The organism is Variovorax sp. GW821-FHT09D05 (assembly GCF_059416325.1).
The window spans coordinates 397,389-409,146 of the sequence record NZ_JBWKOZ010000003.1 but is presented as its reverse complement, the minus strand read 5'-3'; the positions used below and the strand labels follow the sequence as shown (position 1 = coordinate 409,146).

The window sequence follows — 11,758 nt, the reverse complement described above, 5'->3', positions numbered from 1 at the left end:
GAGCATTTCCTGAAGGCATTTGCTGCCCGATTTGTTGCGGTTTGATGCGCGCTACGATTCGCGCCATGCCCGCCGCTCCCACCGCACCGCCCACATTGCCCCTCGATGCCGAAGGGATCCTCGCGCTGGCCGCGCGCTCGATGTTTCATTTGTTTTCAAGCATCAGCCAGGGCATGTTCCTGGTGGACAGCAGCGGGCGCATCGTGTGGGTGAATGAAGGCTACCGGCGCTTCCTGCCGGCGCTGGGCTTTTCTTCCATCGACCAGTTCATGGGGCACATGGTGGAAGACGTGATTCCCAACACGCAGATGCGGCGCGTGCTCGAGACCGGCGAGCCGATATTGATCGACCTGCTCACCAACAAGGCCGGCACCTTCGTGGTCAGCCGCATCCCGTTGCGCGAAGAACGCGGGGGCGGCGAAGGAGGAATGGGAGACGTGATCGGTGCCATCGGCATCGTGCTGTTCGACCAGCCCGAGACCACGCTGCAGCCGCTCATCAGCAAGTTCGCGCTGCTGCAGCGCGACCTCGACGATGCGCGGCGCGAGCTTGCGAGCCAGCGCAACAACCCGCTGTACCAGCACGCGCCCGACGGCCAGCGCCGTTCCAAGTACACCTTCGCGAGCTTCATCGGCAGCAGCCCGGCGGCGGTGGAAGTGAAGCGGCACGCGCGCCGTGCGGCGCAGTCGGCCAGTCCGGTGCTGCTGCTGGGCGAAACCGGCACTGGCAAGGAGCTGCTGGCGCACGCGATTCATGCCTCGTCCGCGCGCGCGAAGGGGCAGTTCGTCAGCGTCAACATCGCGGCCGTGCCCGACACGCTGCTCGAAGCCGAGTTCTTCGGCTTCGCGCCCGGCGCCTTCACCGGTGCCGACCGCAAGGGCCGCGAAGGCAAATTCAAGCTGGCCGACGGCGGCAGCCTTTTCCTCGACGAGATCGGCGACATGCCGCTCGGCCTGCAGGCCAAGCTGCTGCGCGCGCTGCAGGAAGGCGAGATCGAGCCGCTGGGCTCCAACAAGCTCGTGCCCTTCGACGCGCGTGTGATCGCCGCCACCTCGCGCGACCTGCCCGAGCTGGTGCGGCGCGGGCAGTTCCGCGAAGACTTGTATTACCGCCTCAATGTGCTTCCGCTGCGCGTGCCGCCATTGCGCGAGCGGCGCGCGGATATTCCCGCGCTGGTCGAGGCACTGGGCGAAGACATGGCGCTGCGCAGTGGCGAGGCACCGCCCGAGCTCACGCCCGACGCGCTCGCTCTGCTCGCGGGCCAGCACTGGCGCGGCAACATCCGGGAGCTGCGCAACGTGCTGGAGCAGGTGACCATGCGCAGTGACTCGCAGCGTATCGACGCCGTTCAGCTCGAACGGATCCTGCGAGAAGCTGGACTCGACCAGATTGCGCCGCCTGACGCCATGCAGCTGTCGGGCGACGAAGAGGGAGCGCTGCTGCGGCCGCTGGCCCAGCAGATTGCAGAGCTGGAGCACAAGGCCATTGCCGCCGCGCTCGCGAGCACGGGCGGCAACAAGCTCGCCACTTCGCGGCTGCTCGGCATTTCGCGCGCGACGCTGTACGAGCGCATGACGAATCCGGTTCGCTGAAGAGGAAGCGCCCGGGCCCGCGGGCCGGCCGCGTTCAGCAACAAAGCTGCAACACGGTGAAATTTGTGCGCAAAGCGGCTTGCGGATGCTGCGGGTTTTAACCTGCAAGAAACCCCGCATGAAAACCTTCGGCGCCCACCCCGAATCGCAACACCACGGCCACAGCCTGGCAGAAGACCTTCCGCGCATGGAGGCGCAACTCCTGGAGCGTCGCCGAGCTTTGCTCTGGCTTTCTTCCTCGGCGCTGCTGGCCAGTTGCGGCGGAGGTGGCGGCAGCGATTCGAGCGGCGCCAGTGCGCTGACCGCTGCCGCCGTAAGCGCTGCGGCGACGTCGGGTACCACGGCAGCCAGCACGAGTACGACCTCCAGCACGTCGACCAGCACCACTACGAGCACCAGCAATAGTGCCTGCCCCGCGTTGCCCGCTGAGACCTCCGGCCCCTATCCCGCGGACGGCACCAACACCGCCTCCGGCTCGACCTCCGACGTGCTCACCGCCAGCGGTATCGTGCGAAGCGACATCCGCAGCAGCTTCATCAGTTCGAGCACCGTGGCGCAGGGCGTGGCCCTGACGATCACGCTGACGCTGCAGAACACCAACGCCAGCTGCGCCGGGCTGGCGGGCTATGCGATCTACCTGTGGCACTGCGACCGCAGCGGCAACTATTCGTTGTACACGGCCTCGGCCGAAAGCTACCTGCGCGGCGTGCAGGTCACCGACAGCGCGGGGCAGGTGAGCTTCACGACCATCTTTCCGGCCTGCTACTCGGGCCGTTGGCCGCACATGCATTTCGAGGTGTTCACCAGCCTGTCGGCCGCTACCACCGGCAAGAACTCCGTGCTCACCTCGCAGCTGGCCATGCCCAGCGACGTCTGCAATGCGATCTACCCGAACGTCACCGGCTACAGCGCGAGCGTGGCCAACCTGGCGGCGGTGTCGCTGTCCACCGACAACGTCTTCGGCGACAACACGGCCGCGCAGATTGCGGCGATGACGCCCACGATGTCGGGCAGCGCCAGCGCTGGCTACACCGCGCGTGCCGTCATCGGCCTCGCGGTGTAGGCGATCCGGGTGGTCCGAGAATGGGGGCATCGCATCACCCCCATTTCGTATCACCCATGAGCGTGCAAGCACTCAGATCGTCTTTCGGATCCAACTGTCACTGGTGCGGCCTGCCGATGAATTTCGAAGAGCCGCGCGACAAGCCCGATTCGGCGACCATCGAGCATCTTTTCGACGCAACCCTGGGCGGCGTTCGAAAACCAAAGTACCGGCGGCTCGCGCATGCCATCTGCAATCACACGCGCAACGAATTCAGGCTGCAGGCGCAGCGCCAGTTCGAGCAGTGGATCGCGCAGCGCCAAACCTCTGGCAAACCCTGACTGTAAAAAATACACTTGTCTGAATTTCAGGCAATACAAGTGTTTTGAATTCAGGCGAAAGGCACATCTTCCGAGTGAAGAAGCCTTTGTTATCAACGAGTTGGCGCGTGGCACGAACTGTGCAATATTCAGTCACCAATATCAGGAGACATGAATATGAATCGTCGCCACCTCGTCGCGCTGGCTGCGCTCGCCACGTGTGCCGCTGCCGCCCCCGCATGGGCCCAATCCAACGAAATCCGCATTGCCCACATCTACAGCAAGACGGGTGCGCTGGAGGCCTACGGCAAGCAGACCCAGACCGGTTTCATGATGGGCCTGGACTACGCCACCGGCGGCACGATGACGGTCAACGGCAAGAAGATCGTGGTCATCGAGAAGGACGACCAGGGCAAGCCCGACCTCGGCAAGTCGCTGCTGGCGGCGGCCTATTCCGACGACAAGGCCGCGCTGGCCGTGGGCCCGACCGCTTCGGGCGTGGCGCTGGCGATGCTGCCCGTGGCCGAGGAATACAAGAAGATCCTGCTGGTCGAGCCCGCGGTGGCTGACTCGATCACCGGCGACAAGTGGAACAAGTACATCTTCCGCACCGGCCGCAATTCGAGCCAGGACGCGATCTCCAACGCTGTGGCCGTCGACAAGGCCGGCGTTACCGTCGCCACGCTGGCGCAGGACAACGCCTTCGGCCGCGACGGCGTGAAGGCCTTCGGTGCCGCGCTCAAGAAAGCCAAGCTGGTTCATGAGGAGTACCTGCCGCCCACCACCACCGACTTCACGGCCGGCGCGCAGCGCCTGATCGACAAGCTGAAGGACCAGCCGGGCCGCAAGATCATCTGGATCGTGTGGGCCGGCGCGGGCAATCCGTTCAAGATCGTCGACCTCGACCTGAAGCGCTACGGCATCGAGATCGCCACCGGCGGCAACATCCTGCCGGCCATGGCGGCCTACAAGTCGCTGCCGGGCATGGAAGGCGCGGCGTACTACTACTTCGGCATTCCGAAGAACCCGGTGAACGAGGCCATGGTGTCGGCGCACTACAAGCAGTTCAAGACGCCGCCGGACTTCTTCACCGCCGGCGGCTTCTCGGCCGCGATGGCGGTGGTGACGGCGCTGAAGAAGACCAACGGCGACACCAACACCAACAAGCTCATCAGCACCATGGAAGGCATGAGCTTCGACACGCCCAAGGGCAAGATGACCTTCCGCAAGGAAGACCATCAGGCGATGCAGTCGATGTACCACTTCAAGATCAAGGTCGACCCGGCGTTCGCCTGGGGTGTGCCGGAGCTGGTGCACGAGATCAAGCCCGAAGAGATGGACATCCCCATCAAGAACAAGAGGTAAGAACTCGCCCCCAGGCTGCGCGCACTTCGTGTCGCTACGCCAACCCCCTACCGGGGGCAACACCAGCGGCCCGGCAAAGCCGGTTCCGCGGTGTTCCTTGAATGTTCTTTGTTTCGCCCCGGATGGCCGCCGGGCGAAGCGCCAGCCTGCGTCCGCGCAGCCTGTCGCGACCTACGGCCGATTCGTCAGTCTGCAAGCAAGCGTTCGATGCCCACAACACAAGGAGACAGCGATGCCAGCGATGAAATGGAACTGGAAGGGACTTGCCGCGGCTGCGGCAATGGCGGTGGCGGCGCATGCCGCGACGGCGGCGGTGCCGCTGCCGGCGCTCGGCGCCAACCCGGCGGAGGTGAGCGTGTCAGGCCTGTCGGCCGGCGGCTTCATGGCAGTGCAACTGCACGTGGCGTACTCGGCCACATTCAAGCGCGGCGCCGGCGTGGTGGCGGGTGGACCGTTCTATTGCGCCGAAGGCTCGGTGGTCAACGCCACCGGGCGCTGCATGACGCACAGCACCAGCATCCCGGTGTCGACGCTCGTGAGCACCACCAACAGCTGGGCGGCCAGCGGGGCGGTCGACCCGGTGTCGAACATGAGCGGCTCCAAGGTGTACCTGTTCTCGGGTACGTCCGACAACACCGTCAAGCAGGCGGTAATGGACGACCTGAAGACCTACTACCAGAGCTTCGTGCCCGCGGCCAACACGGTCTACAAGAACAACATCGGTGCGGGCCACGCGATGGTCACCGACGACTACGGCAGCGCCTGCAGCACCACTGCGGCGCCCTACATCAACAACTGCGGCTTCGACCTGGCGGGCGAGATCCTCACGCAGCTCTATGGGCCGCTGAACCCGCGCAACAACGGCACGCTGGGCGGCACCTTCAGCGAGTTCAACCAGTCGGAGTTCGTCACCGGCCACGGCATGGCCACCACCGGCTGGATCTACGTGCCGCAGGCCTGCACCACCACCTCATGCCGCGTGCACCTGGTGCTGCACGGCTGCAAGCAGAACTACACCGACGTGAGCGACCAGTACGTGCGCAAGACCGGCTACAACCGTTGGGCCGACACCAACAACATCGTGCTGATCTACCCGCAGACCAGCACGGCAGCCACCAACAGCTGCTGGGACTGGTGGGGCTACGACAGTGCCAACTACGCGAAGAAGTCGGGCCCGCAGATGGCGGCGATGAAGGCCATGATCGACCGCGTTACGGGTTCGGCGGGCGGCGGTGGCCTGCCCGCGCCCACTGGCGTGGGCACCTCGGGCGCGACCAGCAGCAGCATGGTGATCGGCTGGGCCGGCGTGACAGGTGCCAGCGGCTACAACGTGTACCGCGGCGGCAGCAAGGTCAACGCCGCGCCCGTCGCCGCCACCAGCTACACCGACACCGGCCTGGCCGCGTCCACCACCTACAGCTGGACCGTGGCCGCGCTGGACGCCAGCAACGTGGAGGGCGCCATGTCGACCGCAGCCACGGGCGCGACCACCGCGGGCTCTGGCGGCGGCGGAACGTGCTACACCGCGAGCAACTATTCGCACACCGTCGCCGGGCGTGCCTATGCACTGTGGGGCCTGACCTATGCCTACGGCTCGGGACAGTCGATGGGCCTGTGGAACATCTACGTCACGACCACGCTGAAGCAGACAGGCCCCAACTACTACGTGATCGGCACCTGTTGAGGCAGGCCGCTCTTCGTTTCTCTTTTCGATTCGCAATGACCAACAACGATGCTTGAGACCCGAGATCTGACCATCCGCTTCGGTGGGCACGTGGCCGTCAACAGTGTGAGCTGCGCTTTTGCGCCGGGCACGCTGACGGCCATCGTCGGCCCCAACGGCGCGGGCAAGACCACTTATTTCAACCTGATCTCGGGCCAGCTCAAGGCGAGCGCGGGCACGGTGTCGCTCGACGGGAAGTTGCTGTCGGGCCTGTCCCCCTCCGCGCGCACGCATGCGGGGCTGGGGCGGGCCTTCCAGCTGACCAACCTGTTCCCGAACCTCACGGTGCTGGAGAACGTGCGCCTCGCGGTGCAGGCCACGCGCGAGGGCGCGCACCGGCGCGGGCTCAACCTGTGGAGCATCTGGAGCGACCATAAGGCGCTGACGGAGCGCGCCGACCAGATCCTGGCCGACGTGGCGCTGAAGTCGCGCGAGCACGCGACGGTGGCGAGCCTGCCGCACGGCGACCAGCGCAAGCTCGAAGTGGCGTTGCTGATGGCGCTGGAGCCCAAAGTCTTCATGTTCGACGAACCCACGGCTGGCATGAACGCGGCCGAGGCGCCCGTCATCCTCGACCTGATCCGCAAGCTCAAGCAGGACAAGAGCAAGACCATCCTGCTGGTCGAGCACAAGATGGACGTGGTGCGCGAACTCGCGGACCGCATCATCGTGCTGCACAACGGCACGCTGGTGGCCGATGGCGAACCGGCGGAGGTGATTGCTTCGCCGGTGGTGCAAGAGGCCTACCTGGGCGTCGCGAAGGAGGCCGCATGAGCACCCAGAATCTTTTGACGCTCGAAGGCGTGCACACGCACATCGGGGCGTATCACATCCTGCATGGCGTGGACCTCGCCGTGCCCAAGGGCCAGCTCACGATGCTGCTGGGCCGCAACGGCGCGGGCAAGACGACCACGCTGCGAACCATCATGGGCCTGTGGCACGCGTCGCAGGGCAGGGTGCGCTTCGGCGACAAGGAAATCACCGCGCAGCACACGCCGCAGATCGCCGGCCTGGGCATTGCCTACGTGCCCGAGAACATGGGCATCTTCTCCGACCTCACGGTGAAAGAGAACATGCTGCTCGCCGCGCGCAGCGCGAAGAACGCAGCGCAGATCGACGACACGCGCCTGAAGTGGATCTTCAAGCTCTTCCCCGCGGTCGAGAAATTCTGGAACCACCCGGCGGGCAAGCTCTCGGGTGGGCAGAAACAGATGCTGGCCGTGTCGCGCGCCATCGTGGAGCCGCGCGAGCTGCTCATCATCGACGAGCCCAGCAAGGGCCTTGCGCCCGTGATGATCAACAACATGATCGACGCCTTCGCCGAGCTCAAGCGCAGCGGCGTGACCATCCTGCTGGTGGAGCAGAACATCAACTTCGCCCAACGCCTGGGCGACAACGTCGCGGTGATGGACAACGGCCGCGTGGTGCACAGCGGCTCCATGGCGGCGTTCTCGGCGGACGCGCAATTGCAGCAATCCCTGCTCGGACTGGCTTTATGAAGAAACTCGACTTCGACTGGAGGCCGCTGCTGCTGGCCCCGATCCTCGCGCTCGTCGCGCTGCCGCTCACCGGTTCGTTCTCGACCTGGCTCACGCTCACGGTCGCGGGGCTGGCGATGGGCATGATCATCTTCATCATCGCCTCGGGCCTCACGCTCGTATTCGGGCTGATGGACGTGCTGAACTTCGGCCACGGCGTGTTCATCGCGCTCGGCGCCTTCGTGGCGAGCAGCGTGCTCGGGCTGATGGGCGACTGGACCGGTTCGGGCGAACTGTGGCGCAACCTCGTGGCGGTGTTCCCGGCCATGCTGGTCGCGATGGCAGTCGCCGGGGCGGTGGGCCTGGCCTTCGAGCGCTTCATCGTGCGGCCCGTGTACGGCCAACACCTGAAGCAGATCCTCATCACGATGGGCGGCATGATCATTGGCGAAGAGCTCATCAAGGTGATCTGGGGGCCGGCGCAGATTCCGCTGCCTTTGCCTGAGGCGCTGCGCGGCTCGCTGCTGATCGGCGACGCGGCCATCAGCAAGTACCGCCTGCTCGCGGTGGCTGTGGGCATGGTCGTGTTCGGTGTGCTGGCATGGACGCTGGGCCGCACCAAGATCGGCCTGCTCATTCGCGCCGGCGTGCAAGACCGCGAGATGGTCGAGTCGCTCGGCTATCGCATCGGCCGGCTGTTTGTCGGTGTGTTCGTGGTGGGCAGCGCACTGGCTGGCCTGGGAGGCGTGATGTGGGGGCTGTTCCAGCAGAACCTCGTGCCGCAGATGGGCGCGCAGGTCAACGTGCTGATCTTCATCGTCATCATCATCGGCGGGCTGGGCTCGACGGGCGGGGCGCTCATCGGCGCGCTGCTGGTGGGGCTGATGACCAACTACATCGGCTTCCTGCTGCCCACGCTTACGCAGTTCGCGAGCATCTTCCTGATGGTGGCCGTGCTGCTGTGGCGACCGCAGGGTGTGTACCCCGTGGCGAATCGTTGAGGAAGAAGACGACATGTTCCTGAAACGACTTCTCTCCAACGACATGCCGCGCAGCCGCCTGCTGGCGCTGCTGCTGGTGGCGCTGTTCATCGCCCTGGCGTTCGCGCCGTTCATCTTCCCGGGCGTGAAGGCGCTGAGCGTCGCGGCCAAGATCCTGGTGTTCGTGGTGCTGGTGGCCAGCTTCGACCTGCTGCTGGGCTACACAGGCATCGTGAGCTTTGCGCACACCATGTTCTTCGGCATCGGGGCGTACGGCATCGCGATTTCGGCGACGCGGCTCGGGCCCAGCTGGGGCGCTGTGCTGGTGGGGCTGGGCGCGTCTCTGGCGATTTCGCTGGTGCTCTCGTTTGCCATCGGCTTGTTCTCGCTGCGGGTGCGCGCGATTTTCTTCGCGATGATCACGCTGGCCGTGGCCTCGGCCTTCCAGACGCTGGCCTCGCAGCTGTCGGATTTCACCGGCGGCGAAGACGGCCTGACCTTCAAGCTGCCCGAGCTGATCTCGCCGAGCTTCGAGTTTTCCGAGGAGCCGTTTCTCGGCGTCTCGCTCGATGGGCGGCTGCTGTGCTACTACCTGCTGTTCGTGGCCGCGGTGGTGCTGGTGCTGGCGCTGCTGCGCATCGTGAACTCGCCCTTCGGCCGTGTGCTGCAGGCCATTCGCGAGAACGAGTTTCGCGCTGAAGCCATCGGCTATCGCGTGGTGGTGTACCGCACCACGGCCGCCGTGCTGTCGGCGCTGTTCGCCACGCTGGCCGGCGCGATGCTCGCGATCTGGCTGCGCTACAACGGGCCGGATACCTCGCTGAGCTTCGAGATCATGATCGACGTGCTGCTGATCGTGGTGATCGGCGGCATGGGCACCATCTACGGTGCGGCCATCGGCGCGGTGCTGTTCGTGGTGGCGCAGAGCTATCTGCAAGACCTGCTGCGCCTGGGCAGCGAGGCTGCGAGCGGGCTGCCCTGGCTGGCGGCGCTGCTGTCGCCCGACCGCTGGTTGTTGTGGCTGGGCGTGCTGTTCGTGCTGTCGGTCTACTACTTTCCGACCGGCATCGTGGGCAAGTTGCGGGCGAGGGCGGCGCGATGAGCGACAACAACATTCCACTCTCCCGCTACGCGCAGCTCGCGGGCCGCGAAGTCCATTGGCTCGAATGGGGTGCACCCGAGGCGCCGGTGGTCATTGCCTGGCACGGCCTGGCGCGTACCTGCCGCGACATGGACGAACTGGCGCAGCACTTCGCGTCACGCGGCTTCCGCGTGATCTGCCCCGACACCATCGGCCGCGGCCTGAGCCAATGGAGCCCGCTGCCCGACGAGGAATACAAGCTGGCGTTCTACGCGCGCATCGCCAATGCGCTGTGCGACGAGCTGCGGCTGGGGCGCGTGCACTGGGTCGGCACTTCGATGGGCGGCGCCATCGGCACGGTCTGCGCGTCGGGCCTGTTCGAGCCGCGCATGAAGGCGCGCATCGCGAGCCTGGTGCTGAACGACAACGCGCCCGAACTGGCCCAGCCCGCCATCGAGCGCATCCGCGCCTATGCGGGCCAGCCGCCCGCATTCGACACGGTGGCCGAACTGGAGGCTTTCTTCCGCACCGTCTACAAGCCCTACGGCTGGCTCAGCGACGCGCAGTGGCGCCGCCTGACCGAGAGCTCCACGCGCCGCCTGCCCGACGGCCGCGTCACGCCGCACTACGACCCGGCCATGGTCCGCCAGTTCAGCGCGCACGACAACGACTACCTGATCTGGCCGCACTACGATGCCATCGAGGCGCCAGTGCTGTGCCTGCGCGGCGCCGAGTCCGACCTGGTGCTGCCCGGCGTGATCGAGGAGATGGAGCGCCGGGGCCCCGGCGCGACCGGCAGGCTGCAGGTCATTGAAGTGCCTGCCTGCGGTCACGCGCCCGCGCTGAACGTGCCCGGACAACTGGAGCCGATCGAAGGGTTTATTCGGGCGGCCGGTCGTTGAAGGAGCGGCGGCGTGACAATCGCCGCCGATTCCAACCACAACAAGGCCTCGAACACCATGACGCTCTCTCTGTACGACCTGTCAGTGCCCGTCTTTACCCGCGGACTCGGCCAACTCACCCACCTGCTCGACAAGAGCCTTGCGCATGCCAAGGCCAACGGCATCGACCCGGCCACGCTGGTCGAGGCGCGCCTGGCGCCCGACATGCTCACGCTGGCCGGCCAGATCCAGCGGGCGAGCGATGCTTGCAAGCTGGGCACGGCCCGCATCGCGGGCATCACCGCGCCGAGCTTTCCCGACGAAGAAAAGACCTGGGACGACCTGCTGGCGCGCATCGTGAAGACGCAGGACTTCCTGAATAGCGTCGAGCGCGCGCAGATCGACGGCCAGGAAGAGCGCCCCGTGACCATCAAGGCGCGCGAAGGCGAAGCACATTTCACCGCGCAGCGCTACCTGCTGCAGTTCGCGCTGCCCAACTTCTTCTTCCACGTGACCACCGCCTACGACGTGCTGCGCCACAAGGGCATGCCGGTGGGCAAGATGGACTATCTGGGCAAGTTCTGAGGCATTGAAGGCCGGCGGCCTTCACACCGCCGGGACAAACTTCAAATTGCCGTGACACATGCGCACGCACGGCGTGCGCCGCAAACAATCGCGCCAGACCGCTGTCGGTCTGACACACGAACGAGGTTTGCGATCATGAACATGATGTCCAGAAGGGCGTTCTCGGGGCTTGCTGCAGGGGCTTCCGCGCTCGTGGCGGTCGCGGGCGGCGGATGGCCGGCGCGCAGTGCGCTGGCTGCGTCGCCGGGCCTGCGGGACTACGGCAAGGCCCCCGAGTTCGCAGGCATCGACAAGTGGCTCAACTCGCAGCCGCTCACGATGCAGGGGCTGGCCGGCAAGGTGGTGCTGGTCGACTTCTGGACCTACTCCTGCATCAACTGCATTCGCACGCTGCCGCACGTGGTGCGCTGGTACGAGAAGTACAAGGACCAGGGCTTCGTGGTGATCGGCGTGCATTCGCCCGAGTTCGCCTACGAGAAATCGACGCGCAATGTGCAGGACGCGATCGAGCGTTTCAACATCCGCTATCCGGTGGCACAGGACAACAGCTTCACCACCTGGAAGGCCTACAGCAACCAGTACTGGCCGGCGTTCTACCTGGTCGACAGCAAGGGGCAGGTGATGCGTCAGCATTTCGGCGAAGGGGAATACGCCGAGATGGAGGCCGCGATCGAGGTGCTGCTGGCGCGCAGGCCGGCAGCCTGAGCCAAG

The 11,758-nt window shown here is 65.8% G+C and carries 12 protein-coding genes; all 12 read left to right on the top strand.

What is annotated here, in order from left to right; genetic code table 11:
• Nucleotides 1–65: 65 nt before the first annotated feature.
• Complete coding sequence (locus AC07O3_RS09890; RefSeq protein ID WP_426388920.1) at nt 66–1,592, top strand: sigma-54 interaction domain-containing protein; 1,527 nt, start codon at nt 66–68, stop codon at nt 1,590–1,592.
• Nucleotides 1,593–1,710: 118 nt separating this feature from the next.
• Nucleotides 1,711–2,655 carry a dioxygenase family protein gene (locus AC07O3_RS09885; RefSeq protein WP_495339193.1) on the top strand — a complete coding sequence of 315 codons (945 nt, stop codon included), beginning with the start codon at nt 1,711–1,713 and terminating at the stop codon, nt 2,653–2,655.
• 116 nt (nt 2,656–2,771) lie between these two features.
• The gene (locus tag AC07O3_RS09880) at nt 2,772–2,975 is read left to right on the top strand and encodes a hypothetical protein (RefSeq protein ID WP_256216622.1); all 204 of its coding nucleotides are present in this window, start codon (nt 2,772–2,774) and stop codon (nt 2,973–2,975) included.
• A gap of 156 nt (nt 2,976–3,131) precedes the next feature.
• Complete coding sequence (locus tag AC07O3_RS09875; protein ID WP_093056432.1) at nt 3,132–4,319, top strand: substrate-binding domain-containing protein; 1,188 nt, start codon at nt 3,132–3,134, stop codon at nt 4,317–4,319.
• A 232-nt stretch (nt 4,320–4,551) separates the two neighbouring features.
• Nucleotides 4,552–6,003, top strand: coding sequence for an extracellular catalytic domain type 2 short-chain-length polyhydroxyalkanoate depolymerase (locus AC07O3_RS09870; protein ID WP_495339192.1), 1,452 nt, complete (start codon nt 4,552–4,554; stop codon nt 6,001–6,003).
• Between the two features lie 48 nt (nt 6,004–6,051).
• The gene (locus AC07O3_RS09865; RefSeq protein WP_093056434.1) at nt 6,052–6,816 is read left to right on the top strand and encodes an ABC transporter ATP-binding protein; all 765 of its coding nucleotides are present in this window, start codon (nt 6,052–6,054) and stop codon (nt 6,814–6,816) included.
• Nucleotides 6,813–7,541 (top strand): ABC transporter ATP-binding protein, encoded by a 729-nt coding sequence (locus tag AC07O3_RS09860; protein ID WP_093073721.1) that lies wholly within the window; start codon nt 6,813–6,815, stop codon nt 7,539–7,541. The genes AC07O3_RS09865 and AC07O3_RS09860 overlap by 4 nt, the downstream gene beginning before the upstream one ends.
• Nucleotides 7,538–8,521, top strand: a complete 984-nt coding sequence (locus AC07O3_RS09855) for a branched-chain amino acid ABC transporter permease (protein WP_093073723.1) — start codon at nt 7,538–7,540, stop codon at nt 8,519–8,521. The genes AC07O3_RS09860 and AC07O3_RS09855 overlap by 4 nt, the downstream gene beginning before the upstream one ends.
• A gap of 13 nt (nt 8,522–8,534) precedes the next feature.
• A complete protein-coding gene (locus AC07O3_RS09850; protein ID WP_495339191.1) occupies nt 8,535–9,602 on the top strand; it encodes a branched-chain amino acid ABC transporter permease in 1,068 nt (355 codons plus the stop codon).
• A complete protein-coding gene (locus AC07O3_RS09845) occupies nt 9,599–10,483 on the top strand; it encodes an alpha/beta fold hydrolase (RefSeq protein WP_495339190.1) in 885 nt (294 codons plus the stop codon). The genes AC07O3_RS09850 and AC07O3_RS09845 overlap by 4 nt, the downstream gene beginning before the upstream one ends.
• Before the next feature lie 57 nt (nt 10,484–10,540).
• Nucleotides 10,541–11,047 carry a DUF1993 domain-containing protein gene (locus AC07O3_RS09840; RefSeq protein WP_495339335.1) on the top strand — a complete coding sequence of 169 codons (507 nt, stop codon included), beginning with the start codon at nt 10,541–10,543 and terminating at the stop codon, nt 11,045–11,047.
• 141 nt (nt 11,048–11,188) lie between these two features.
• Complete coding sequence (locus tag AC07O3_RS09835; protein WP_495339334.1) at nt 11,189–11,752, top strand: thioredoxin family protein; 564 nt, start codon at nt 11,189–11,191, stop codon at nt 11,750–11,752.
• Nucleotides 11,753–11,758 lie beyond the last annotated feature (6 nt).

Coding starts and splice junctions, on each gene's coding strand:
- AC07O3_RS09890 (WP_426388920.1), top strand. CDS start 66: ATGCCCGCCGCTCCCACCGCACCGCCCACATTGCCCCTCGATGCCGAA.
- AC07O3_RS09885 (WP_495339193.1), top strand. CDS start 1,711: ATGAAAACCTTCGGCGCCCACCCCGAATCGCAACACCACGGCCACAGC.
- AC07O3_RS09880 (WP_256216622.1), top strand. CDS start 2,772: ATGAATTTCGAAGAGCCGCGCGACAAGCCCGATTCGGCGACCATCGAG.
- AC07O3_RS09875 (WP_093056432.1), top strand. CDS start 3,132: ATGAATCGTCGCCACCTCGTCGCGCTGGCTGCGCTCGCCACGTGTGCC.
- AC07O3_RS09870 (WP_495339192.1), top strand. CDS start 4,552: ATGCCAGCGATGAAATGGAACTGGAAGGGACTTGCCGCGGCTGCGGCA.
- AC07O3_RS09865 (WP_093056434.1), top strand. CDS start 6,052: ATGCTTGAGACCCGAGATCTGACCATCCGCTTCGGTGGGCACGTGGCC.
- AC07O3_RS09860 (WP_093073721.1), top strand. CDS start 6,813: ATGAGCACCCAGAATCTTTTGACGCTCGAAGGCGTGCACACGCACATC.
- AC07O3_RS09855 (WP_093073723.1), top strand. CDS start 7,538: ATGAAGAAACTCGACTTCGACTGGAGGCCGCTGCTGCTGGCCCCGATC.
- AC07O3_RS09850 (WP_495339191.1), top strand. CDS start 8,535: ATGTTCCTGAAACGACTTCTCTCCAACGACATGCCGCGCAGCCGCCTG.
- AC07O3_RS09845 (WP_495339190.1), top strand. CDS start 9,599: ATGAGCGACAACAACATTCCACTCTCCCGCTACGCGCAGCTCGCGGGC.
- AC07O3_RS09840 (WP_495339335.1), top strand. CDS start 10,541: ATGACGCTCTCTCTGTACGACCTGTCAGTGCCCGTCTTTACCCGCGGA.
- AC07O3_RS09835 (WP_495339334.1), top strand. CDS start 11,189: ATGATGTCCAGAAGGGCGTTCTCGGGGCTTGCTGCAGGGGCTTCCGCG.